At 63.7% G+C, this 23,031-nt stretch carries 27 protein-coding genes and 1 pseudogene; 17 read left to right on the forward strand and 11 right to left on the reverse strand.

Annotation, left to right across the window (positions count from 1 at the left end; translation table 11 throughout):
- Window positions 1-116 precede the first annotated feature (116 nt).
- The 5 genes from ACWGS8_RS16780 to ACWGS8_RS16800 all read left to right on the forward strand — a co-directional run bounded on the left by ACWGS8_RS16780 (window position 117) and on the right by ACWGS8_RS16800 (window position 2,802).
- Window positions 117-524 carry an AtpZ/AtpI family protein gene (locus ACWGS8_RS16780; RefSeq protein WP_454581980.1) on the forward strand — a complete coding sequence of 136 codons (408 nt, stop codon included), beginning with the start codon at window positions 117-119 and terminating at the stop codon, window positions 522-524.
- A gap of 84 nt (window positions 525-608) precedes the next feature.
- Complete coding sequence (locus ACWGS8_RS16785; protein WP_454581981.1) at window positions 609-1,367, forward strand: F0F1 ATP synthase subunit A; 759 nt, start codon at window positions 609-611, stop codon at window positions 1,365-1,367.
- Between the two features lie 64 nt (window positions 1,368-1,431).
- Window positions 1,432-1,656, forward strand: coding sequence for a F0F1 ATP synthase subunit C (locus tag ACWGS8_RS16790; RefSeq protein WP_010914827.1), 225 nt, complete (start codon window positions 1,432-1,434; stop codon window positions 1,654-1,656).
- Between the two features lie 62 nt (window positions 1,657-1,718).
- Window positions 1,719-2,300 (forward strand): F0F1 ATP synthase subunit B, encoded by a 582-nt coding sequence (locus ACWGS8_RS16795; protein WP_454581982.1) that lies wholly within the window; start codon window positions 1,719-1,721, stop codon window positions 2,298-2,300.
- A gap of 10 nt (window positions 2,301-2,310) precedes the next feature.
- Window positions 2,311-2,802: a F0F1 ATP synthase subunit B gene (locus ACWGS8_RS16800; protein WP_454581983.1), complete on the forward strand. Its 492-nt coding sequence runs from the start codon at window positions 2,311-2,313 to the stop codon at window positions 2,800-2,802.
- A 256-nt stretch (window positions 2,803-3,058) separates the two neighbouring features.
- On the opposite strand, the gene ACWGS8_RS16805 is transcribed toward ACWGS8_RS16800, so the two are convergent.
- Both ACWGS8_RS16805 and ACWGS8_RS16810 read right to left on the reverse strand, forming a co-directional pair.
- Window positions 3,059-3,754, reverse strand: coding sequence for a ribonuclease HII (locus tag ACWGS8_RS16805; RefSeq protein ID WP_454581984.1), 696 nt, complete (start codon window positions 3,752-3,754; stop codon window positions 3,059-3,061).
- 153 nt (window positions 3,755-3,907) lie between these two features.
- Window positions 3,908-5,062, reverse strand: a complete 1,155-nt coding sequence (locus ACWGS8_RS16810; RefSeq protein WP_454582205.1) for a PA0069 family radical SAM protein — start codon at window positions 5,060-5,062, stop codon at window positions 3,908-3,910.
- A gap of 150 nt (window positions 5,063-5,212) precedes the next feature.
- Here ACWGS8_RS16810 and ACWGS8_RS16815 point away from each other — a divergent pair, with 150 nt between their 5' ends.
- Window positions 5,213-5,737 (forward strand): glycosyltransferase, encoded by a 525-nt coding sequence (locus ACWGS8_RS16815; RefSeq protein WP_454581985.1) that lies wholly within the window; start codon window positions 5,213-5,215, stop codon window positions 5,735-5,737.
- 145 nt (window positions 5,738-5,882) lie between these two features.
- Window positions 5,883-6,858 (forward strand): annotated as a pseudogene (locus ACWGS8_RS16820) (hypothetical protein).
- A 30-nt stretch (window positions 6,859-6,888) separates the two neighbouring features.
- Here the strand turns inward: ACWGS8_RS16820 and moaB are convergent.
- The 6 genes from moaB to ACWGS8_RS16850 all read right to left on the reverse strand — a co-directional run bounded on the left by moaB (window position 6,889) and on the right by ACWGS8_RS16850 (window position 10,640).
- Complete coding sequence (moaB, locus tag ACWGS8_RS16825; RefSeq protein ID WP_032929345.1) at window positions 6,889-7,434, reverse strand: molybdenum cofactor biosynthesis protein B; 546 nt, start codon at window positions 7,432-7,434, stop codon at window positions 6,889-6,891.
- Window position 7,435: 1 nt separating this feature from the next.
- Window positions 7,436-8,323 (reverse strand): 4-(cytidine 5'-diphospho)-2-C-methyl-D-erythritol kinase, encoded by an 888-nt coding sequence (locus ACWGS8_RS16830; RefSeq protein ID WP_454581986.1) that lies wholly within the window; start codon window positions 8,321-8,323, stop codon window positions 7,436-7,438.
- 26 nt (window positions 8,324-8,349) lie between these two features.
- Complete coding sequence (locus ACWGS8_RS16835; RefSeq protein ID WP_454581987.1) at window positions 8,350-8,535, reverse strand: hypothetical protein; 186 nt, start codon at window positions 8,533-8,535, stop codon at window positions 8,350-8,352.
- A 140-nt stretch (window positions 8,536-8,675) separates the two neighbouring features.
- Window positions 8,676-9,536: a S49 family peptidase gene (locus ACWGS8_RS16840; RefSeq protein ID WP_454581988.1), complete on the reverse strand. Its 861-nt coding sequence runs from the start codon at window positions 9,534-9,536 to the stop codon at window positions 8,676-8,678.
- Between the two features lie 79 nt (window positions 9,537-9,615).
- Window positions 9,616-10,416, reverse strand: a complete 801-nt coding sequence (locus tag ACWGS8_RS16845) for a tRNA1(Val) (adenine(37)-N6)-methyltransferase (protein WP_454581989.1) — start codon at window positions 10,414-10,416, stop codon at window positions 9,616-9,618.
- Window positions 10,416-10,640, reverse strand: a complete 225-nt coding sequence (locus ACWGS8_RS16850; protein ID WP_140888033.1) for a putative signal transducing protein — start codon at window positions 10,638-10,640, stop codon at window positions 10,416-10,418. The genes ACWGS8_RS16845 and ACWGS8_RS16850 overlap by 1 nt, the downstream gene beginning before the upstream one ends.
- A gap of 203 nt (window positions 10,641-10,843) precedes the next feature.
- Here ACWGS8_RS16850 and ACWGS8_RS16855 point away from each other — a divergent pair, with 203 nt between their 5' ends.
- The 5 genes from ACWGS8_RS16855 (at window position 10,844) to ACWGS8_RS16875 (ending at window position 15,813) form a co-directional block, all read left to right on the forward strand.
- The gene (locus ACWGS8_RS16855) at window positions 10,844-11,860 is read left to right on the forward strand and encodes a polyprenyl synthetase family protein (RefSeq protein WP_019856937.1); all 1,017 of its coding nucleotides are present in this window, start codon (window positions 10,844-10,846) and stop codon (window positions 11,858-11,860) included.
- Between the two features lie 109 nt (window positions 11,861-11,969).
- Entirely contained in the window at window positions 11,970-12,638 is a 669-nt protein-coding gene (locus tag ACWGS8_RS16860) for a GntR family transcriptional regulator (RefSeq protein WP_454581990.1), read from the forward strand.
- Window positions 12,639-12,827: 189 nt separating this feature from the next.
- Complete coding sequence (locus ACWGS8_RS16865; RefSeq protein ID WP_454581991.1) at window positions 12,828-13,421, forward strand: biotin transporter BioY; 594 nt, start codon at window positions 12,828-12,830, stop codon at window positions 13,419-13,421.
- Entirely contained in the window at window positions 13,418-13,855 is a 438-nt protein-coding gene (locus ACWGS8_RS16870; RefSeq protein WP_454581992.1) for a DUF1284 domain-containing protein, read from the forward strand. The genes ACWGS8_RS16865 and ACWGS8_RS16870 overlap by 4 nt, the downstream gene beginning before the upstream one ends.
- 182 nt (window positions 13,856-14,037) lie before the next feature.
- Window positions 14,038-15,813 carry a tetratricopeptide repeat protein gene (locus ACWGS8_RS16875; RefSeq protein WP_454581993.1) on the forward strand — a complete coding sequence of 592 codons (1,776 nt, stop codon included), beginning with the start codon at window positions 14,038-14,040 and terminating at the stop codon, window positions 15,811-15,813.
- A gap of 66 nt (window positions 15,814-15,879) precedes the next feature.
- Here ACWGS8_RS16875 and ACWGS8_RS16880 read toward each other — a convergent pair whose 3' ends face one another.
- On the reverse strand, window positions 15,880-16,341 hold the full coding sequence (locus ACWGS8_RS16880; protein WP_454581994.1) for an N-acetyltransferase family protein: 462 nt from the start codon (window positions 16,339-16,341) through the stop codon (window positions 15,880-15,882).
- A 265-nt stretch (window positions 16,342-16,606) separates the two neighbouring features.
- On the opposite strand from ACWGS8_RS16880, the gene ACWGS8_RS16885 reads away from it, so the two are divergent.
- From ACWGS8_RS16885 to ACWGS8_RS16900, 4 genes are all read left to right on the forward strand, one after another.
- On the forward strand, window positions 16,607-17,551 hold the full coding sequence (locus ACWGS8_RS16885) for a glycine--tRNA ligase subunit alpha (RefSeq protein ID WP_064989496.1): 945 nt from the start codon (window positions 16,607-16,609) through the stop codon (window positions 17,549-17,551).
- A gap of 54 nt (window positions 17,552-17,605) precedes the next feature.
- Window positions 17,606-18,130, forward strand: a complete 525-nt coding sequence (locus ACWGS8_RS16890) for an endonuclease domain-containing protein (RefSeq protein ID WP_454581995.1) — start codon at window positions 17,606-17,608, stop codon at window positions 18,128-18,130.
- A gap of 74 nt (window positions 18,131-18,204) precedes the next feature.
- Window positions 18,205-20,361: a glycine--tRNA ligase subunit beta gene (gene glyS, locus ACWGS8_RS16895; RefSeq protein ID WP_454581996.1), complete on the forward strand. Its 2,157-nt coding sequence runs from the start codon at window positions 18,205-18,207 to the stop codon at window positions 20,359-20,361.
- A 110-nt stretch (window positions 20,362-20,471) separates the two neighbouring features.
- Window positions 20,472-20,810, forward strand: a complete 339-nt coding sequence (locus ACWGS8_RS16900; RefSeq protein ID WP_454581997.1) for an ATPase — start codon at window positions 20,472-20,474, stop codon at window positions 20,808-20,810.
- Window positions 20,811-20,882: 72 nt separating this feature from the next.
- On the opposite strand, the gene ACWGS8_RS16905 is transcribed toward ACWGS8_RS16900, so the two are convergent.
- The gene (locus ACWGS8_RS16905) at window positions 20,883-21,272 is read right to left on the reverse strand and encodes a hypothetical protein (protein WP_454581998.1); all 390 of its coding nucleotides are present in this window, start codon (window positions 21,270-21,272) and stop codon (window positions 20,883-20,885) included.
- A 177-nt stretch (window positions 21,273-21,449) separates the two neighbouring features.
- On the reverse strand, window positions 21,450-21,890 hold the full coding sequence (locus ACWGS8_RS16910; RefSeq protein ID WP_454581999.1) for a hypothetical protein: 441 nt from the start codon (window positions 21,888-21,890) through the stop codon (window positions 21,450-21,452).
- A gap of 161 nt (window positions 21,891-22,051) precedes the next feature.
- On the opposite strand from ACWGS8_RS16910, the gene ACWGS8_RS16915 reads away from it, so the two are divergent.
- Window positions 22,052-23,026 carry an L-threonylcarbamoyladenylate synthase gene (locus ACWGS8_RS16915; protein WP_454582000.1) on the forward strand — a complete coding sequence of 325 codons (975 nt, stop codon included), beginning with the start codon at window positions 22,052-22,054 and terminating at the stop codon, window positions 23,024-23,026.
- Window positions 23,027-23,031: the final 5 nt, after the last annotated feature.

Below are 23,031 nucleotides of genomic sequence, written 5' to 3' on the forward strand. Positions count from 1 at the left end.
AATACATGACAATGAACTTCCGCCCGTGGCTTGACGGGCGCAAACCCTCTAACTATGTTGCCGGCGACTTTAGAAGCGGACGGACGGTGACGGTCTGACCGGGCAGGGGGGTTGCGATGGCCGATAAAAGCAGGCCAGACGGAACCGGAGAAACCGGCCGCGGCAAGCAGCATGAAACCGGCATCCGCGACGACGATCTTGAGCGACGTCGGCGTGAACTTGAAGCATCGCTTGCGACAAGGCTGCCGAACCGGCTCGAGGGGAAAGACGACGCGAAAGCGGGCAGTGCGGCCGGATATGGCCAGGCGGTCAAACTCTCCAGTGAATTTATCGCTGGCGTGGTGGTGGGCGCGGGCATCGGCTGGATCATCGACCGTATGGCGGGGACATCGCCGTGGGGCCTGATCGTTTTCCTGCTGCTTGGTTTTGGCGCCGGCGTGCTCAATGTCATGCGTTCGGCAGGCGTTGTGGCAGAATTCGGACAGGGCGATAAATCGCGCTCTGGCCGTGACGACAGCAAATGACCGCCCTTCAGGCGGCATTTGGAAATAGCCGCCCTCGTGCGGCAATGGTAATTTGGCCGTACGCGGCATTGACGGGGTTAGAACGTGGCAGCTGACAAGGTCGATCCGATCCACCAGTTCCATATCATCAAGCTGATTCCGATTAACATCGGCGGCTACGACCTGTCCTTCACAAATTCGGCACTGTTCATGGTCGCGACCGTCGTGGTCGCCGCCGCGTTCCTGTTCCTGACGACATCGAGCCGCAGCCTGGTTCCCGGCCGGCTGCAGTCGGTCTCAGAGATGGCTTACGAATTCGTCGCAAACATGTTGCGTGACGCCGCCGGCACGCAGGGCATGAAGTTCTTCCCGCTTGTGTTCTCGCTGTTCATGTTCGTGCTGGTCGCCAATCTGCTCGGCCTGTTTCCCTACTTCTTCACCGTCACCAGCCACATCATCGTCACTTTCGGTCTGGCCATTCTGGTGATTGGCACCGTCATCGTCTACGGTTTCATGAAGCATGGACTTGGCTTCCTGAAGCTGTTTGTGCCGAAGGGTGTGCCTCTCGTGATGATGGTGCTTGTCGTTCCGATCGAGGTGATTTCCTTCGTCTCGCGCCCGATCAGCCTCTCGGTTCGTCTGTTCGCCAACATGTTGGCCGGCCACATCACGCTGAAGGTGTTTTCTGGCTTCGTGGTCAGCCTCTCAGCGCTGGGCGCGGTCGGCGTCGCGGGATCGATCCTGCCGCTGGCCATGGCGGTGGCGCTGACAGCGCTGGAACTGCTCGTTGCCTTCCTGCAAGCCTACGTCTTTGCGGTGTTGACCTGCATGTACCTCAACGACGCCCTACACCCCAGCCACTAAATTCCACCGGCGCATGACGCCAACTACAATCTGCAACGACAAACGGAACCACAAGGAGTTTGACATGGAAGTAAACGCAGCAGCTGCAATCGGCGCCGGCATCGCTTGCCTGGGCATGGGTGGCGCGGGCATCGGCCTGGGCAACATCTTCGGCAGCTATCTCTCGGGCGCGCTGCGCAATCCGTCGGCTGCCGATGGCCAGTTCGGCCGCCTGATTTTCGGCTTCGCCGTGACCGAAGCTCTGGGCATCTTCTCGCTCCTGATCGCGCTCCTCCTGGTGTTCAAGTAAGAAACACAGGCTGACGAAGGGGGGCGCATGGTGCGACCTTACCTTATGGACAGGGGAATGAGATGTTCGTGACATCTGCCTTTGCGGAAGAGACCGCGCCCATCGGGACGGGAGGCGACACGCATTCCGGCACAGGCGTGCCTGCCGAAGCGCACGGCACGTTCCCGCCATTCGATCCTGCGACGTTTCCGTCGCAGCTTCTGTGGCTGGCGATCACCTTCGCGCTGTTCTACCTCTTCTTGAAGAAGGTAGCGATGCCGCGCATCGGTGGCATCATCGATGTCCGCAACGATCGCATCAGCCAGGACCTCGATCAGGCGAGCAAGCTGAAGGGCGAGGCCGACGCCGCCGTTGCTGCTTACGAGCAGGAACTGGCGGAGGCCAAGAAGAACGCCAGCTCGATCGGCCAGCAGGCCGCTGATGCGGCCAAGGCGGAAGCCGAGACCGCACGCAAGAAGATCGAGTCCGCTCTCGACGAGAAGCTTGGCGAAGCCGAGGCGCGCATTTCTTCCATCAAGGCCAACGCCATGAAGGAAGTCGGCAGCATCGCCGAGGACACCGCTTCGGCGATCGTCGAGGCCCTGGTCGGCGGCAAGGCCAGCAAGGCCGAGATCGCGGCCGCGGTCAAATCCGTGGCCCGGTGAGGAGCGCATCATGGACGCTACATCTCTCGCAACGCTTTGGGCCACTATTGCCCTGATCATCTTCCTGGGCGTCGCCATCTACGTCAAGGTGCCTGGACTGATCGCCAAGGCGCTTGACGCCCGCGCCGCCAGGATCAGCAGCGAGCTCGACGAGGCACGCAAGCTGCGCGACGAGGCCCAGCAACTGCTCGGCCAGTACAAGAAGAAGCGCAAGGAAGCCGAGCAGGAGGCTGCCGACATCGTCGCTGCCGCCAAGCGCGAAGCCGAAATGCTCGCCACCGAAGCGCACAAGAAGACCGAGGATTATGTGGCCCGGCGCACCGCGCTTGCCGAACAGAAGATCGGCCAGGCCGAGCGTGACGCGGTCGCCGAAGTGCGCGCCAGCGCCGTCGACATCGCTGTCGAGGCTGCCCGCGCGCTGCTCGCCGCCAAGGTCGACGTCAAGGCCGGAGCAGACCTGTTCAAGGCGTCGCTCGCGGATGTGAAGGCCAAGCTGAACTGAGCTGACAGCCTTTGGAATCAGAAAGCCGCCCGGGCAACCAGGCGGCTTTTTTGTTGGGATGGAGATTAGCGAAAGCGGCGGAGCGGTATCTCCCCCCTTGAGGGGAAGATGGCCGGCAGGCCAGAGGGGGGTCGCCGGGCGTGAAGCGCTGGCCTCATCTTTCGTCCATCAAAGGGGCGTCGCGCCCGGTCGAAGCGACCCCCACTGTCGCCTACGGCGACATCATCCCCTCAAGGGGGGAGATCGCTCGCGCATCTCAATCCAGCCCGACCAAGCTCTCTTCTTCAACCACCTCGGCCCCGCCCAGCCTGAACGGCGCGAAGGACACGCGATGCAGCCGTGCCACCGGGCCATGCGTCTCGATCGCCGTGCGGTGGCGGGCCGTGGCGTACCCCATGTGAACCTCGAAGCCGTAGCGGTCGTGGTGGCTGCCGCAGCCGCACATCATGCGGTCCCGCATCACCTTGGCGACGATGGAAGCGGCGGCGATCGACTGCGAACGCTGGTCGCCCTTGATCAGCGCGCGGCCGTCGCAGGGCAATCCAGGCGGCACGTCGCGTCCGTCGGCAAGCGCGAGCTTCGGTCGAACCGACAGCCCGACCAAAGCGCGGCGCATCGCCTCGAGACTGGCCTTGAGGATATTGCTGCCGTCGATGCCCTCTGCGCTGATCGAGGCCATCGAGACCGCTTGCGCTGAGCCGAGGATGCGCAGGAACAGTGCTTCGCGCTGCAAATGGCTGAGCCGTTTGGAATCGTCGAGGCCTTCGGGGATGTTGGCAGGATCGAGCACCACAGCCGCGGCGACCACCGGCCCGGCCAGAGGACCGCGGCCAGCCTCGTCCATCCCCGCGACTGGCCAAAGCCCATCAGCCATCGCCTTCGTCTCGAAGGAGAAATCGGGCTTCTCGACGATTTCGAAGAGAAGCGGAGAATCGGAACGCGCGCGAGCCATGTTGCGGCGAGGTTCGCATCGGCTCCGATTCTCCGCAAGTCCCTCCGGGTCGGGTGGGGCGCCGGACCGGGAGGGCACCGTCTGCAGGCCGGGGCAGGCCGGACGGGATTTTGTGCGCCGTGGCAGCTCAAACCGCCACGGCGAATTGCAGTCTTAGAGCAGCCTCAGCTGTTCCTGGTCTTTTCCGGCGGCGACGAACTGGTCGGTGCGCAACGTGCGCCGTTCGGTGTTGAGGCCAAGCCGCTTGGCGGTGATTTCGAAGCGGCGGCCGATCTGCCAGGCATAGGGTCCGGCGCCCTTCATGCGCTTGCCCCATTCCGAATCATAGTCCTTGCCGTCACGCATCGAGCGGATCAGCGACATCACGTGGCGATAGCGGTCCGGATAGTGGCGCAGCAGCCAGTCCTTGAAGATCGGGCTGACCTCCAGCGGCAGGCGCAGCACGACGTAACCCGCCTCGCGCGCACCGGCAGCGTAGGCGGAATCGAGGATCCGCTCCATCTCCTGGTCGGTGAGGCCAGGGATGATCGGCGCCACCATGACCGAAGTCGGAATGCCGGCATCCGAAAGCTGTCGGATCGCTTCCAGCCGCTTGGTCGGCGTCGATGCGCGGGGCTCCATCGTTCTGGCCAGCATGCGGTCCATCGTCGTCACCGACAGCGCCACCTTGGCCAGTCCGCGTTCGGCCATGCGCGACAATATGTCGATGTCGCGCGTCACCAGGGCGGACTTGGTGACGATGCCGACCGGATGGCCGCGCGCTTCCAGCACCTCAAGGATCTCGCGCATGATCCGGTACTGCTTCTCGATGGGCTGGTAGGGATCGGTGTTGGTGCCGATGGCGATCGTGCGCGGCTGGTAGCCGTCCTTGGACAGTTCCTTGTCGAGCAGCCGCGCCGCATCCGGCTTGGCGAACAGCTTGGATTCGAAATCCAGCCCCGGCGACAGGCCCATGAAAGCGTGCGTCGGCCGTGCGAAGCAATAGACACAGCCATGTTCGCAGCCGCGATACGGGTTGATCGACCGGTCGAAGGAGATGTCGGGCGATTCGTTGCGGGTGATGATGGTGCGCGGCTTTTCCACCTGCACCTCGGTCTTGAACGGCGGCAGCTCCTCCAGCGAACTCCAGCCATCATCGAAGATGTGCCGGCTCACCGGTTCGAAGCGGCCGGACGGATTGATGCCCGCCGACCGGCCGCGGTTGCGGTCCGGACGGATACGCATGCCACTCTGCTCGATCATCGCATTGGCCATTTCGGCTCGTCCTGCCCCGAAGGCTGCAATGTCGGCGCGCACGATCGGTTCCATCTTGGCCCGCTCCCAGGGACTGTCCATGTTGTGTCGAATCGCTCTGCTCATGAAATTATTCCTATTTAGCCAAAGAGAACAAAGCAAGAACTTTTTATGCTGCGCCGCAAAAACTGGCGCTGTTCGCGGCTTTCCGCTATTCGGCTAAATATGCTCAGTGTTCTCATCGAAACCCGCAATGACGAGGAGGCTCTCGCCCGCACGCTCGGCTCGCTGATTGGCGGCGCGGTGGAGGGCGTGGTGCGCGACGTCATCGTCTGCGACACCGGCTCCACCGACCAGACGCATCATGTCGCCGAGCATGCCGGCTGCCACTATGTGGCGAGCGGCGGCATCGCCGCCGGGATCAGGCAGGCCAAGGGTGATTGGCTGCTGTTGCTGGAGCCCGGCGCGCGTTTGGTGGAGGGCTGGATCGAAGCTGTCGTCGCCCACACGGCGAGGCAAACCATGGCCGCGCGGTTTTCGCGCGCGCGCGGCAGCCGCACGCCGTTCCTGGCCCGGGTCTTTTCGGGAAACCGCGCGCTCGCCGACGGGCTGGTGATCAGCAAGCGCCAGGCGGCGTCCCTGTCGAAAAACGCCGCCAGCGCCGAGGCGCTGGCGCGTGGCCTCGCGACAAAGAAGCTCGACGCCGAGATCTGGGTGGCGCCGCCCAAGCAGCATCGGGCGCCGAAGTGATTTTTTGCATGTGCTCAGTCCATTGTGCATTGCACAAAATCTGACGCGAGGTTAGCCTTCCCCGAGGTGGGTGAATTGGGTTTGGGTCATGCGAGTGGTAGGCACCGATGCGGCATCGGGTCTCACCCTCATGGAAGAGGACCCGATGACCCTTTCAACGCCTGACGAATCCGGAGCCGCTAGTCTCGAGGCCATCGCGCGCAACGGCAGCTTGCTGCGGCGCATCGCCGTGCGCATTCCGACCTATCTCACGGACCTGCGTGAAAACCCCGCCTTGGTTGCCGATGTTCATGCTGGCGCGCACCCTGCCTGGGCGCCGGATGCATTGGCTGGGTGCAAAGCGCGCCCATCCAGCCGACAATGTCGAGGATACGATGTTTTCCGGTGTCGCGCGGGCGGCGGTGGTCGATGCGCTGCGTTCCGACGGCCTGTTTTCAGGTCTCGTCCTGCCTTCGGAGATCCATGAAGAGATCGCGGATTTCGCGGGGCGCACGCCTTGCTTCGGCAATTTCGACCGGCGTCTCGAATTCATGCCGGGCGACCATGCGCAAGCCGAAAAACGCCTCGGCCGCTCACTGCTCAGCGGGCACTATTTCGAGCGCATCCTCGACTGCCCGGCGGCACTCGCCATACAGCGCGATCCGCTGCTTCTCGACATTGCCGCGCACTATCTCGGCGCTCAGGCGAAACTGATCACGACACGCGTCTGGTGGAGCTTTCCGACCGGCGAAGCCTCCGACGCCGACAAGAACCTTGCCTCGCTCGGCAAGTATCACTTCGACCTCGACGACTGGCGCATGCTGAAGTTCTTCTTCTACCTCAAGCCCGTCGATGCCGACACCGGTCCGCATGTCTATGTCAGGGGCAGCCACAGGCGCCGCGCCATCAAGCACCAGCTCACCCTGTTGGTCGGCCATCCCGCCCAAGAGGTGCTGGACGTCTATGGCGAGCACAGCCCGGTGACGCTGACGGGCGAAGCCGGCCTCGGCTTCGTCGAGGATCCGTTCGGCTTCCATATGGGCACCGTGCCGGCGCGCACGCCGCGGCTGATGATGGAAGTCGGCTTCGGCGTTTCGCGCCCCTCGCGCCGGCGCTTTCATGGCGAACCGGTGATCCGCTGAAGGCGGACTGTTGGAAGCGCAGTCTTCGTGTTACTTCCCGCGCCGCAAATGCTCGTCCAGGCGCGGCATGATCTCGACGAAGTTGCAGGGCATGTGGCGGTAGTCGAGCTGCGCCTTGAGGATGCCGTCCCAGGCGTCCTTGCAGGCGCCGGGCGAGCCCGGCAGCACGAAGACGAAGGTGGCGTTGACGACGCCGCCGGTCGCCCGGCTCTGGATTGTCGACGTGCCGATCTTGTCGTAGGAAATGCGGTGGAACACTTCCGAAAAGCCGTCCATGCGCTTTTCGAAGATCGGCTCCAGCGCCTCCGGCGTCACGTCGCGCCCGGTGAAGCCGGTGCCGCCGGTGGTGATGACGACATCGATGGCCTTGTCGCGCGACCACGCCAGCACAGTATCGCGGATCTTGTCGCGATCATCGGTGACGATATCGCGGGCGGCCAGGATGTGGCCGGCCTCGGTGATGCGGTCGGCCAGTGTCTGTCCGGATTTGTCGTCGGCAAGGCTGCGCGTGTCGGAAACCGTCAGCACCGCGATACGGACCGGAACGAAGGAACGGCTCTCGTTGATCCCAGCCATGTCACTCAGCCTCCGATGCCATGCTGCGTGTCGCCGCGACGAACCAGTCCGGCTGGCGGCTGCGGATCTCGGCCGCCGCGCGCTTGGCGACGTTGCCGGTCTCGAACAGGCCGAAACAGGTCGCGCCCGATCCGGACATGCGTGAAAATCCCGATCCGGCCTTATCAAGCCATGACAGCGCGCGGCCTATTGCGGGCTGCAGCGCAAGGGCTGCCGGCTCCAGATCATTGCGGGTGACCTCCAGCCAGTTGCGCAGGCTGTGGAAATCGATGCTGTTCGGCAGCGGCGGCAGGGGCTCGTTGTCGCGGCGGGACAGGGCCGCGAAGACATCCGCCGTCGAGACCGGCGTGCCCGGATTGACCAGCACCAGTCCCAACGCAGAAAAGTCCGGCACCACCGACAGCTCATCACCAATGCCGCGCGCCACCAGCGGCTTGGCCGCCAGGCACATCGGCACGTCGGCGCCAAGCGAGAGGCCGATCCGCGCCAGCCCGGCGTCGTCCATGTCCAGGGCCCATGTCCGCGCCAGTCCGCGCAGCACGGCCGCCGCGTCGCTCGATCCGCCGCCGACGCCGGAGGCGACCGGCAGGTTCTTCTCCAGTTTTATGGAGACGGCGGGGGTGCGCTCGGAACCAGCCTCCCGCCGCAAGGCATCGCGCGCCTTCAGCACGAGATTGCCGGCGTCGAGCGGAACCGCCGGAGCATAACGGCCGGACACGGTGAAATCGTCGCTGTCGGCGAGCGCGATCTCGACCCTGTCGCCAAAGCGCGTGAACACCGCCAGGCTTTCGATCAGGTGATAACCGTCAGCACGCCTGCCGGTGACATGCAACGCCAGATTGATCTTGGCGTGCGCGTGCCAGGTGCGCGAACCGATCTCGGTGTCCACGGCGTCAGTCGTATGGGGGATGATGCTCAGTCCTTGGCCAGCCGGTATTCGCCGGTCTTCGGGTCCTTGACCAGCGTTCCCATCGCGCCATTGGCCGCCTGCTTTTCGGTGCGCCGCACCTTGGCCGTCACGCGCTCCGCTTCCCGGATGAAAGTGCGGTAGCCGAAATAGGCGGCAACGCCAATGACGGCGAAGAAGATGATCTGCGGCATGTCACAACTCCTACCACGCTGGGCCGGCGAAGGCGGCCGGTCGGGTCGGTTCATGCATGGAGCCCAAAACTGTGTCCGGTTTTGGGAAAACGGCATGCATAGGACTTCAAGCCTTCATGCTAGACGGTTTTGCGCGGTTTTCAAAGCCCGAAGCGAGCCCACAATGCGCGCTCTTCCGCCGCATCGATGACGCCGCTGGCGGCAGCGGCGGCGATATCGGGCGCTGAAAAGCCTTTGCTCGATCCGAAGAGGCCGAAACGGCCGAGGAAACCGCGCGGCGCGGTGATCAGCCTGAGCTGGGTCTTCGCGCCAAACCGGGTCTTCAGCACGGTACGCATGTCGCCGAGCGCATCGACGAGGCCGAGCTCCAGACCTCTCTTGCCGGTCCAGAACAGGCCAGTGAACAGATCCGGATTGTCCTTCAGCTTCGTGCCCCGCCGCTCCTTGACCAGATCGATGAAGGTTTCGTGCACCTCGAGCTGCAGCGCTTTCAGCCGCTCGATGTCCTCCTTCTTCTCGGGCTTGAACGGATCGAGCACCGCCTTGTTCTGGCCTGCGGTGTGGACGCGGCGCTCGACGCCGATCTTCTTCATCAGTTCGGGAAAGCCGAACGAGGCCGAGACCACGCCGATGGAGCCGACGATGGAGGAGGGATCGGCAAAAATCTCGTCGCCCGCGACCGCGATCATGTAGCCGCCCGAGGCCGCGACATCCTCGACGAAGACCAGCACCTCTTTGTTCTTCTCAACCGCCAGGTCGCGGATGCGCCTGAAGATCAGCCGCGACTGCACCGGCGAGCCGCCGGGCGAATTGATCGAGATGGCAACCGCCGGTGCATCGAAGGAAAATGCCTTTTCGATGAGGCCGGCTGTCGAGGCCAGCGACAGATTCTGCCGGAACTGCCCGCCGGCCATGATCGTGCCGTGCAGCCGGATGACCGGAATGGTGACGACGGTGGAGCGCCAGGATTTCGGCAGCAGGCGGTTGAAAAAGCGTTTCACGAGAGCGTGGTCTCCGGTCGATGGGTTGCAGGCATGTAGGGATTTCCCGGCCAACGGCAATGTGGCGGCGAGGAATAGCTCAATCTCCAAACAGCGAGGCGAGACCGTTGGCAATCATTTCGCTGCGCTCGTCGGGGCCGTTGCCCGATTGCGGGTGAAGCATCAAAGGTGGACGGATGGCGAGCTTTCCGCGCGCGCCGAGTGCTGCCCGCACGATGATGCGGATCGCCGCTGCGTCGGGGCGAGGGTGCACGGCGAGCATCTCGGCATCGCCGAAACGGCCTGACATCGCGTCGAGAATGGCGCCCAGCTGTTCGGGACGCGCGATGACGGCAAGCCCGCCGCGCGGCCTGACCACCGCCGCCGCACTGCGGATCCAGCTTTCGAACAGCCCGTCCTTCATGACATGGGCTTCCTTTCGCAGCCGGTCCGGCGTGGCGCGGTCCCTGGCTGCGTTGAAGGGCGGGTTCATGATGACGTAGTCGAAGTCGTTGTCGGCCAGACCTGCCGCTACCCGGGCCTGGCCTGAAACCGTGACGTCGGCGACGAGCACGGATGCGCGATCGCTGAGATGGGCATTGCCGGGGTGAGCAAGGGTGGCCGATGCGAAGGCGGCCATTTCCGGTGCGCGTTCGACCAGAACTGCTTGGGCAGCCGGGCAGCGCGACAGCACCGCCAGGCCGGCAGCGCCGGCGCCGGCGCCGAAATCGGCGAGACGTCCGCCAAAGACGGACGGCACCGACGCCGCCAGCATCATGGCATCCATGCCGGCGCGATGGCCGCCATGCTTGGGCTGCACCAGCCAGAACCGGCCGCGATGGAAGGCATCGACCGTATGGGCCGGCGTGTCCGAGGCGAGGGCGGCTGGCGCGGCCGACATTATTTTGTGCGGATCTCGTTGGCGATGCCGGCATCCCTGAGGATACGACGAGCGACATCGGCCTGGTCGGCATCGACCATGACGCGCTTCTGCAAAAGCCCGATCGACCCTTCGAGAATGCTCATATTCTGATCGGCGACAAAGCAGGCGATACCGGCGTCGCGCATCAGCGATTCGACGAAGGAGATGATCACGGCATCGTTGGTGCGGACAAGTTCTATCATCGTATGAAACTCGCAGTTTGCGCCATTGATGTAAACGGGCGGGGATTCTGTGGCAGAGCCTCACTCCCTCCCATGCCTGTTGACAGGCTGTCGCCGACGCCGCGCCAATTCGCCACTTGCCGTGGCTGTGTCCGCCGCCCTAGAGTCTGGATCGGGATTAAGGGTGCCGTCGCACGCGTTATAACAAGACGGGAGTGGTTGTCGTGGGTGTCGTTCTCAACATCGAAAACGGGAAGCGGGAGCCCGCCTCCATCAAGGATCTGATCGATCTGACGGCCGCCGATATGGGACGCGTCAACGAATTGATCCTGTCCAAGGCCGGCTCCGACGTCGAGATGATTCCGGAGGTCGCCAACCACCTGATCTCGTCAGGCGGCAAGCGACTGAGGCCGATGCTGACGCTCGCCGCCGCGCAGATGTTCGGCTATGCCGGCGAGGGCCATGTCAAGCTCGCCACCTCGGTCGAGTTCATGCACACCGCGACGCTTCTCCACGACGACGTCGTCGACGAAAGCGGCATGCGCCGCGGTAAGAAAACTGCCCGCATGATCTGGGGCAACCAGGCGAGCGTGCTGGTTGGCGATTTCCTGCTCGGCCAGGCCTTCCGCATGATGGTCGATGTCGGCTCGCTCGAAGCGCTCGACATCCTGTCGAGCGCCGCCTCGATCATCGCCGAGGGCGAGGTCATGCAGCTCGCCGCCGCCAAGAACCTCGAAACCACCGAGGACGAGCATTTCGCCGTCATCAAGGCCAAGACCGCCGCGCTGTTTTCGGCTGCCGCCGAAGTCGGCCCCGTCATCGCCCAGGCGACCCGCAATGATCGCGCCGCACTACGCTCCTACGGCATGAATCTCGGGCTTGCCTTCCAGCTCATCGATGATGCGCTGGATTATGGCGGCACCAGCAAGGATCTGGGCAAGAACGTCGGCGACGATTTCCGCGAGGGCAAAGTGACCTTGCCGGTCATCCTCGCCTACCGGCGCGGCACCAAGGCCGAGCGCACCTTCTGGAAGCGCGCCATCGAGGACAATGTCGTCGACGATGCGGGCCTGGAAAAGGCGATCGGCCTGATGACCCGTCACGGCGCCATCGCCGACACGATCGGCCGCGCCCGCCATTTCGGCGAGATCGCCCGCGACGCGCTGGCGCCGCTGGAAGAAACGCCGCAGAAATCGGCACTGATCGACGTTATCGATTTCTGCATCAGCCGGGTGAACTGAAAAGGCCGGTTTTCTCCGGAGTTTCCCTTGGCTCTGTGCTGGGGAGAACGTCGGCGAATACGGTCTCGCCGTCTCGACAAGCTGCCCCACGGCAAATTATCTATAAAACATGGCAAAGGGCACGGAAGACACCATCGCGGTGCGCATCAGCAAGGCGCTGGCGGACCGCATCATCTCGGGCGCGATCGAGCCTGGGGCGCGGCTGCGGCAGGATCATGTCGCCGAGGAATTCAACACCAGCCATGTTCCGGTGCGCGAGGCCTTCCGCCGTTTGGAGGCGCAAGGCCTGGCCGTCAGCGAGCCGCGCCGCGGCGTGCGCGTCGCGGCTTTTGATCTCGGCGAGGTCAAGGAAGTCGCCGAAATGCGGGCCGCCCTCGAAGTGTTGGCGCTGCGCCATGCTGCGCCGCATCTGACGTCAGCTATTCTCGATCTCGCCGAGGAAGCTACCAAGGCCGGCGACAAATCCCGCGACGTCCGGTCCTGGGAGGAAGCCAACCGCGCCTTCCACCGGCTGCTCCTGGCGCCATGCGGCATGCCCCGCCTGCTCGCCACCATCGACGATCTGCATGCGGCCAGCGCCCGCTTCCTGTTCGCGGCATGGCGGTCGGAGTGGGAGGCGCGCACCGACCAGGACCATCGGGCGATCCTGACCGCCCTGCGGCAAGGAAACACCGAATCGGCCGCGGCGACGCTGGGTCGGCATGTCCAGTGGATTGGCCGCAAGCCGGTCCGGACGGCCTCCGGCGCGACGCGCGAGGCTTTCGCGATCGTTGGTTGATGCCTGTCACCCAGAAGTGCCCCCCTATTATGGGGGCGACATCCATAAAGCAGTGATCTGAACTGCGTCGCGACGCAGTTCAGACGGTGTCTGTCGTGGGAAGGCTTGCTATGTCGCGAGAAATGTGGATTCGATAATAGATCGAAAACAAAAATTATCTATAATTTCAAATCGACCGAAGGGACCCTCATGACAGACATCGCATTCACTTCCAGCAAGCCGTCCTTCAGCCCGCTTCGGCTTCAAGACCGCTCGCTGGCCTGGCAAGTCGGAGCCGTCGTGCTCGGCACGCTGTTCCTGGCGCTGTCTTCCTACATCGAAGTGCCGATGGTCCCCGTTCCCGTGACCATGCAGACCTTCGCGGTGACGCTGATCGGCGCGCTCTATGGCTGGCGGCTTGGCGCGGTCACCATCGCGGCATGGCTGGTCGAGGGTGCTGCCGGCTTTCCGGTGCTGGCTGGAGGCGCTGCCGGCGTCGCGCATTTCGTCGGGCCGACCGGCGGCTATCTGTTCGCGTTCCCGATCACCGGCGCCCTTGTCGGCTGGCTGGCCGAACGCGGCTGGAACGGCAACAGGGTGGTGCTTGCCTTCGCCGCCATGCTGCTCGGCAATCTTGCCTGCCTGGTGCTTGGAACGGCATGGCTTGCCGTCATGATCGGCACTGAGAAGGCCATCACCTTCGGCTTCCTGCCCTTCATTGTCGGCGGCTTGCTGAAGTCGGCGCTTGGTGCGGCGGCTCTGATGGCGCTTCGCGGCGGCAAGGCGAAGCCGGCCAATCCGTGACGATCAGGCTGCGCGCCCACCACCTCCTTTGCCTGCTCACCTATGTGGGCAAGGGATACAGCCCCGCCTTCACCGCCAATTATGACGCGATCGCGGAGCGCCTGAGCCGGGGCGAGGACATCCTCCTCGTTTCCGGCCCTGACGATGTCTGCGCGCCTTTGCTCGACGGGCTGGAGCCGCATTGTCTCAACGAGAGCGTCGTCGAACGGGACCTGCTTGCCGCACACGATGTCGAGGATCTTCTGGCCCTGCCAATCCAACCTGGCGCCCGCCTCGATCTCGATGCGGCAATCCTGGCCCGGATGCGACAGGCGTTCTCCGTTGGTGGCGTGCGCAAGGCTTGCGACGGCTGCGAATGGAACGAACTGTGCGGCGTGATTGCGGCCGAGGGTTTTTGCGATACGAAGGTGCGGCGGTCCATCGTGCAAGACTGACTTGACGCCGGCTTTTCCGCGGCCGAAAATCCCCTTCAGCCATGGTTTGTTAATCGGCTGACCCGATTGTGAATTTCAGGCGGATTGAAGAGCGACCCCAAAAAGGCCATGCTTTGCCCGGAAAGATCGAGTCTACGTCGATCCCGCTGACGCGGAGATGGCGCCTGGCTGAAAGGGATACGATGCAGCAAGGACGTGCGCGCTGGCTGACAAGGCTGGCAATTGTGACGGGCATGGCAATTTCGGCTTTGCCGGCCTATGCCAAGCAATCCACCGAACCGGTCAAGATCTCGTCGTTCTCGGGCGCCTATCTGGCAGCCCGGATCGCCGAAGGCGACAACGACCTCGACAGCGCCATCGCCTACTACAAGCAGGCCCTGGCCTTCGATCCGAGCGACACCGGCCTGCAGCAGAGCCTGATGCTGTCGCTGATCGCGCAAGGCCGCTTCGACGAATCCCTGGTCTATGCCGACAAGCTCAAGGAAGTGCCCGATGTCGAGCGCTTCTCGCGCCTAGCGCTGGCCGTCGATTCTTTCCACAAGAAGGATTTCGCCAAAGCACAGTACTGGCTGAAGCTGTCACTGGAATCCGACCTTGACCGGCTGATCTCCGGCGTCATGTCCGGCTGGGCCGAACAGGGTGCTGGCCAAGCCGGCGACGCAATGGCTTCGATCGACAAGCTTCAGGGCCCGGACTGGTTCGGCCTGTTCAAATCCTTCCACCGCGCCCTGATCGCCGACGCCTCCAACATGCCCGAAAAGGCCGAGGCGATCTACGCCGCGACGATGCAGGATACCGCCGCCGGCGGTGCGGCTCCCGAGACCTGGATGCGCAACGCGCAGGCCTATGCCTCGTTCCTGGCCCGCAAGGGCGACAAGGCCAAGGCACTGTCGGTTCTCGACCAGGCCGAGGCATTTTCGCCGGGCAAGCTCGAAATCGTCGCCTTGCGCGACAGGATCAGCAAGGGCGACAAGATCGCACCCTTCGTTTCCGGTCCGTCCGACGGTGCTTCCGAAATCCTGCTCGACCTTGCCACCGCGCTCAACCGGGGCGGCGGCGAGCCGTTCGTTCGCCTTTACCTGCAATATGCGCTCGCCCTGCGGCCTGAGAGCGACGCGGGTCTCGTGCAACTCGCCGCCGTCGCCGAACAGCTGAAGGACGGCGAGGGCGCCATCGCCCTCTATCGGCGGATCCCCGATTCTTCGCCGCTGAAGGAGATTTCGGACCTGCAGCTTGGCCTCAACCTTGCCGATCTCGACCGCCATGACGAGGCGATCACCCATCTGAAGGCTTTCGTCGACGCCCATCCCAACGACATGCGCGCCTATCTGGCGCTTGGCGGGGTCTATTCCTCCAAGGACGATTTCCGCTCGGCCGCCAACCTATACGACAAAGCCGTCGAGGCGCTGAAGACGCCGACCGCTGCCAACTGGAACATCTTCTATCAGCGCGGCATCGCCTATGAGCGGCTGAAGGAATGGCCGAAGGCCGAGCCGAATTTCCGCAAGGCGCTGGAACTGCAGCCGGACCAGCCGCAGGTGCTGAACTATCTCGGCTATTCCTGGGTCGACATGAACACCAACCTGAAGGAAGGCCTGGCGATGATCCAGAAGGCCGTCGACCTCAGGCCGAGCGACGGTTACATCGTGGACTCCCTGGGTTGGGCCTATTTCCGCCTCGGCCGCTTCGATGACGCGGTACGCGAGATGGAACGTGCCGTGTCGCTGAAGCCGGAGGACCCGGTTCTCAACGACCATCTCGGTGACGCCTACTGGCGTGTCGGCCGCAAGCTGGAAGCCACCTTCCAGTGGAATCAGGCGCGCGACCTGAAGCCTGATCCCGATGTGCTGGCCACCTTGCAGCAGAAGCTGATGAAGGGCCTGCCGCCGATCGAATCCAACACGGCGCAGGAGACCCCCAAGGTCAAGCCGGAGCCGGTGCCCACTCCGAAGGGCTGAGATCGGCTATTTGAATGGGAACGGGGCTTCTTGGGAGCCCCGTTTTCGTTTGGAGGCGCGCGGCCCTCAAAACAGCTTCCGGTAGACGACGAACCCCGAGCGTTCGCCGACCTTGTCGTAGAGCTTCATCGCGGTTTGGTTGGTTTCGTGCGTCAGCCAGTACACCCGGCCCAAGCCGGCGGCCTGGGCGCGTTCATAGACGCCTTCGATCAGCGCCCGGCCGATGCCTTTGCCACGCGAAGCCTGCGTGGTGAAAAGATCCTGCAGATAACAGTTCGGGGCGATCGCCGTCGTGCTGCGGTGAAAGAGATAGTGCACGAGGCCGAGGAGCTGTCCCTCACTTTCGGCCACCAGCGCATGGACCGGTTCATAGGCATCGAAGAAACGCGACCATGTCATCGCCGTGATCTCACTCGCCAGCGCCGTCTCGCCGGAGCGGCCATAAAATGCGTTGTAGCCGTCCCACAGCGGCAGCCACCGGCCGAAATCCTGCCGCGTGACCGGGCGGACGATGATGGAACTGGGCATGGCTGGACCTGTCGTCGTTGATGTGGGCTGTAGGGGACGAAACAAACCCCAGGTTCCCGAGGCCGGCAATGAGCCAGTCTCCGGCAAAGTCTTCAACAGGGTGAGGCACTCATGGCGGCTCGCATCCGGCGCGCCCCTTGCTTGACGCTTCGCCGCCGTGTCTCTAGGACGGGCCGGCAAGAGCATGATCCCGAAAAGTGGGTACCGGTTTTCGGAAAAGATCGTGCTCGAGGACAGGCTCTAGCCTTTGATGTCGAGGCCACCCGTGACGATTGAAATCCCTGCCCACATGCACCCCAGCCGCTCGTTCCAGGGGCTGATCTTGACCTTGCACAATTACTGGGCGGCCTATGGTTGCGTCATCCTGCAGCCCTACGACATGGAGGTCGGCGCCGGCACGTTTCATCCGGCAACGACGCTGCGCGCGCTCGGTCCCCGGCGCTGGAACGCAGCCTATGTCCAGCCCTCGCGCCGCCCCAAGGATGGCCGCTATGGCGAGAACCCGAACCGGCTGCAGCACTACTACCAGTACCAGGTGATCCTGAAGCCGAACCCGCCGAACCTGCAGGAACTCTATCTCGGTTCGCTGGCGGCGATCGGCGTCGATCCGTTACTGCACGACATCCGCTTTGTCGAGGACGACTGGGAAAGCCCGACGCTGGGCGCCTGGGGACTTGGCTGGGAATGCTGGTGCGACGGCATGGAAGTCTCGCAGTTCACCTATTTCCAGCAGGTCTGCGGCATCGAATGCGCGCCGGTGGCGGGCGAACTGACCTACGGGCTGGAGCGGCTGGCCATGTATGTGCAGGGCGTCGACAATGTCTATGACCTCAACTTCAACGGTCGCGAGGGCGCGGACAAGGTGACCTATGGCGACGTCTTCCTGCAGGCCGAGCAGGAATATTCGCGCCACAATTTCGAATACGCCAACACGGCGATGCTGCTCAGGCATTTCGAAGACGCCGAGGCCGAATGCAAGGCGCTGCTCGAGGCCGGAGCGCCGGCGTCGAACGACAATCTGCCGATGCACAAGATGGTCTTCCCGGCCTACGACCAGTGCATCAAGGCAAGCCACGTCTTCAACCTGCTCGATGCGCGCGGCGTGATCTCGGTCACCGAGCGGCAGAGCTACATCCTGCGGGTGCGCAATCTGGCGAAGGCCTGCGGCGAGGCGTTTTTGAAGACGCAGGCGGGTGGTTTGGCGGCCTAGCAGGTTGCTTTCGATGGGGCGGCGGAAGCGCTAATCGGCGGCATGTTCTGACCGATGGCACCGTCGATCGTCCTTAACGCCTGCCTCACACCTGGCATCGAGAAGGCGCCATGGACCTGCGCGGTGAAGCAGGCGCTGAGCGCGAGGATCTGCAGAAGTCTGGATGCCGTTTTCATAGTCGTTCAGCCAATAGTTTCCTGCCTGAGCGTGGGTCGCTTCAGCGCTGCGTTCGGTTCATGGAAATCTTTGATCCAAGGACGGACTGGGGTGCCGCGTCCCGACAGGGCAGCCAAAATTTCTGGAAAGGGTGACAGCGGCCAGCCGAGTTGCTATGTCCCCGATTTCATCTCACATCGGCTGAAGTTGATCATCGAGGTGGACGGTGCCCATCACAGCTTCGATGACCAGCAGCGCCATGACGAGCGTCGAACAAAATGGTTTGAAAGCCCGGGTTATCGCGTCATCCGCTTCTGGAACCATGAAATCAAAAACGAACTGGATTCCGTGCTCGATACGATTTATGCGGCGGTGGAAGAACGAAAATCCCACCATGGCCCGCGAGACGCCGAAGGCGCTTGAGACCGAGACGCCGCCACCCCACCCCGGCGCTAATGCGCCGACCCTCCCCATCAAGGGGAGGGTGAGGAGCTAACATGCCTGACCTGCTTCTAGAACTTCGCTCCGAGGAAATCCCCGCCCGCATGCAGCGCAAGGCGGCCGGTGATCTGCGGAAGCTGCTGACGGACGGTCTGGTCGAGGCGGGGCTGACCTATGAGGCGGCGCGCGAATACTGGACGCCGCGGCGCCTGACGCTCGACATCAGGGGCCTGACGGCGCGCTCGAAGGACATTCGTGAAGAGATCAAGGGGCCGTCGACGACGGCGCCTGAGCAGGCTGTCCAGGGGTTCCTGCGCAAGGCAGGGCTGTCCTCGGTCGCCGAGGCGCATGTCCATTCCGATCCGAAGAAGGGCGACTTCTATGTCGCCCACATTTCGAAGCCGGGGAGGGTGGCCGAAGAGATCATCGCCGAATTGGTGCCAGGCATTATCCGCAATTTCCCCTGGCCGAAATCGATGCGCTGGGGACCGGCCTCGGCCAAGCCAGGGTCGCTGCGCTGGGTGCGGCCGCTGCAATCGATCCTTTGTACCTTCGGCCCGGAAACCGAGGAGCCTGTCGTGGTCGATTTCGAGATCGACGGAATCCGCTCCGGCAACATCACCTACGGTCACCGCTTCCTGGCGCCGGGCGAGATCACCGTGCGCCGCTTCGACGATTATGTGAGCAAGCTGGAAGCGGCAAAGGTCGTGCTCGACGCCGACCGGCGCAAGGAGATTATCCTTGCCGACGCCCGCAACCTTGCCTTCGCCAATGGGCTCGACCTGGTCGAGGATGAAGGGCTGTTGGAGGAAGTATCCGGTCTCGTCGAATGGCCTGTCGTGCTGATGGGCGAGTTCGAGCACGATTTCCTCGCCATTCCGGCCGAGGTGATCCGGCTGACCATCCGCGCCAACCAGAAGTGCTTTGTCACCCGACCGCAAGGTGAAGGCGAGGCGCTGTCCGACCGCTTCATCCTCACCGCCAACATCGAGGCCAGGGACAGCGGCAAGGAGATCGCGCACGGCAACGGCAAGGTGGTGCGCGCCCGCCTCTCCGACGCGCTCTATTTCTGGACGACCGACCAGGGCGATCTGCCTGACCTCGGCCAGCTCGAAGCATCGGCGAAAAAGTTCGGGCTCGATCTGAAGAAGCCGCTCGACCAGCGCATGGCTCGCCTCGACCATCTCGGCGTCACCTTCCATGCCAAGCTCGGCACGCAAGGCGAACGGGTGGAGCGGATCAGGCGGCTCGCCGAGGAACTGGCGCCGACTGTCGGTGCTGCCCCGGCGCCCGCCGCTCGCGCGGCGGTTCTCGCCAAGGCCGATCTCACCACGGAAGTCGTCGGCGAGTTCCCAGAATTGCAGGGCGCCATGGGTCGCAAATACGCTTTGCTCCAGGGCGAGCACCCGTCCGTGGCCGCGGCCATAGAGGAACACTACAAGCCGCAAGGCCCGTCCGACTATGTGCCGAGCGATCCGGTGTCGGTCGCCGTCGCGCTTGCCGACAAGCTCGACACGCTGGTCGGCTTCTGGGCGATCGATGAAAAGCCGACGGGGTCGAAGGATCCGTATGCTCTGCGCCGTGCCGCGTTGGGCGTGGTGAGAATCCTGGTTGAAGACCGAATTCAATTGCGGCTGTCTTCCATCTTCGCGAGCGCCGGCGCGCGTTACGCGGGCAGTGGTGCGGACCAGATACGAGACCTGCTCGCCTTCTTCCACGACCGCCTCAAGGTCTACCTCCGCGACCAGGGCGCACGCCACGATCTCATCGACGCCGTCATCACGCCGCAGTCCGACGATCTCCTGCAGATCGTCCGCCGCGTCGAGGCACTCGGCTCCTTCCTCGACAACGAGGACGGCAAGAACCTGCTCGCCGGCACCAAGCGCGCGGCCAACATCCTGGCCGCCGAGGAGAAGAAGAAAACGGCGGTCGCCCAGACCGTTGAGCCGGCTCTGTTCAAGGAGAATGCCGAGAAATTGCTGTTTGCGGCGGTGAATCAGGCCGAGAAGCAAGCCGGCGAAGCGATTCAAAACGAAGACTTTTCCGCTGCCATGCTGGCGCTTAGCGCGTTGCGCGAACCCGTTGATTCATTCTTTGAAGGTGTTCTCGTGAATGATGAAGACCTGGCCGTACGCGCCAATCGTCTGGCGCTGCTCGCTCGCATCCGTGCGGCCACTGGTCAGGTTGCGGACTTCGCGAAAATCGGTGGTTGACCGCCTGAGAAAAATATCCGCGAGCCGGCCGTTCGAGCCGGCTTACAGTCATATGACGATAATCTCTCCGTGGCAAAAGGGACATGTTCCCCAACCCAACGGAGGCTTCCATGAATTCCGATCACGACATCGAAGTGTCTGAAGAAACCTCGGCCGCCGAGGCGCTTGAATCCGCTTCCCAAACCGCCCTCGATCATGCCGCTGCTGCCACGGTCGACGCTGACGATCACGCTGACGACGAGGATGGCGAGGAAGAAGAAGGTGACGACGAAGACGGCGAAGTGTCTGACGAAGACGGCGCTGAAGTCGCCACGCTCTCGGGCGATGACGACGAAGACGAGGACGAAGAAGACGCCGTGAAGGCGGAAGGCGATGACACCGAAGACGAAGAAGAATCCGAAGACGGCGAGTCCGAAGAGGACGACGACGATAAGGAAGAAGCGGCCTGAGACTTCAATCCGGCTCTGTCGAGAAGAAGGGGCGGCGCATCGGCGCCGCCCTTTTTTGTTCCCGGGTGCTTGTCAGTTCGACAGGATGCTGACGCGCACGCTGTCCTCGTAGACGTCGACCTGGATCAGCGGTTCGCCATTGACGATGGCGCGCTTGGTCGACGAACTCATTGCGCCGGGACGCTCCAGCATGCGCTGCAGATCGGCGCGCTGGTCGTTGGTCCTGAACCAGGCATCACCCTCATCGTCACTGTCGCGGCGATGGAATTTGTGCCAGTTGGCGCGGTCCTGCCGCACCATCTGCGCGGCGCTGTCCAGCGCATAACCGTCGCTCGCCTGATGATCGCGATCGGAAATGCGCGCGACATAGGATCCCAGCATGTCATCGGCTTGCGCTGCACTGGCGCCCAGCAGCGATGCCAGCAGAAGCCCGGCCACGGTAACGGTCTTGGATAGTCTCATGATCAACCCCCTTTGAAACAAAACCCGGCTGCCAGAGCCGCCTTTTCCTGAATCGCTCGACCTAATTCAGGCGGCGGCTTCGAGCGGCAAGATATGCCGGCACGACCTCGCGCGGCAATGGTGCGCAGGGCGCCGTCAAGCTGTCAACGAGCTGGCCAGTCCAGCAATTCGTGGCCCCTACTTGACCTTGCCGACCCCGGGAACGGGCTTGGATGCGGCTGCCGGTGCGGCCGGCTTCTTCTGCGTGCCCGACGCCGGAGCCGCCGACGCGGTCGCCTGGGCCGGAGCGGGAGCAGCGCTGGTGGTCGCGACAGGTGCCTTGGCTTGCGCCGGTGTCGAGAAATCGCCGCCGAGGATGCCGCCGCGGATGATCATCGGGCTTGGCATGAAGCCGTGCCGTGCCTCGGGCGCGTTGGGGATCGCCGCCACCTTCTCATAGGTGACGTCGGGCTCGCCCAGCGCGACGACGGAAACCACATCGCTTGCCTTGATATCGGCGGCCTTCAGGGTCAGGATAGAGGGCGTCGCGGTAGGCGCGTCGGGAAAGACCAGCGACGAGGCCTGAGCTCCACCGGCCAGTGTGGCCAGAGTTATTCCCAGCAATACGCGCACAGACACTGATATAGCTCCCCTTGCCCAGAAGCTGCTCAATAGCAGGCCGGAATTGATGCCGGCTTTCGCACAAACATAGCATTTTAGGGATTGATAAATCGCCAAGACCCTCTCTTGCCCAACAGCCGCCATCGTACTACGCAGCCGGCATCTGCGAGGTGACGAGAGTGGCTGAGATACTTGCCGTCGGCGAGGCGTTGGAGCGGGCGCTGGCGTTGCTTGAGGGCGGCGATGTCGTCGCCATCCCGACGGAAACCGTCTACGGGCTTGCCGGCGACGCCACCAACGGCATCGGGGTGGCGCGCATCTTCGAAGCCAAGGGTCGGCCGCGCTTCAATCCGCTGATCGCCCATGTCGCCGACATGGCGATGGCCGAGCGCATCGCCGTGTTCGATCCGCTGTCGAAGAAACTCGCGCAGGCGTTCTGGCCGGGTCCGCTGACGCTGGTGCTGCCGCAGCGGCCTGGCAACGGCATCCATCCGTTGGTCACGGCCGGGCTCGACACGATCGCCTTGCGCATGCCGAGGGGCTTTGGCGGCGACCTCATCGCAAAGCTCGGCCGGCCGCTTGCCGCGCCCAGCGCCAATTCGTCCGGCAAGATCAGCGCGACCACGGCACAGGCGGTGGCCGCCGATCTCGGCGCGCGCATCAAGCTGGTGGTCGATGGAGGCGCGACGCCGGTCGGGCTGGAATCGACCATCGTCAAGGCCGAAGGGGCGGGAGTGCGCCTGCTCCGGCCCGGCGGCATCGCCGCCGGGGAGATCGAGGCGGCCATCGGCATGGGGCTGTTGCGCGGCGGAGGGGGAGGCGTCGAGGCGCCAGGCATGCTCGCCTCGCATTATGCGCCAGGTGCTGCCATGCGGCTCAATGCCGGAACGGTTGGCGAGGGCGAGGCGCTGCTTGCCTTCGGTGATCAGCGAGCCGAAGGCTGGCGCCATGCAGTGGCCTTTCTCAACCTGTCAGCGTCCGGTGACCTGCGCGAAGCGGCAAGCAATCTTTTCGCCTATATGCAGGAACTCGATCGCAGCGGCGCGCGCACTATCGCGGTGGAGACGATTCCCTTTGATGGTCTTGGCGAGGCCATCAACGACCGGCTCTCGCGTGCCGCCGCCCCTCGTGACAATCTGCAGCCCGCAACATAGTTTTC

It is taken from the genome of Mesorhizobium sp. 43Arga (assembly GCF_053714255.1).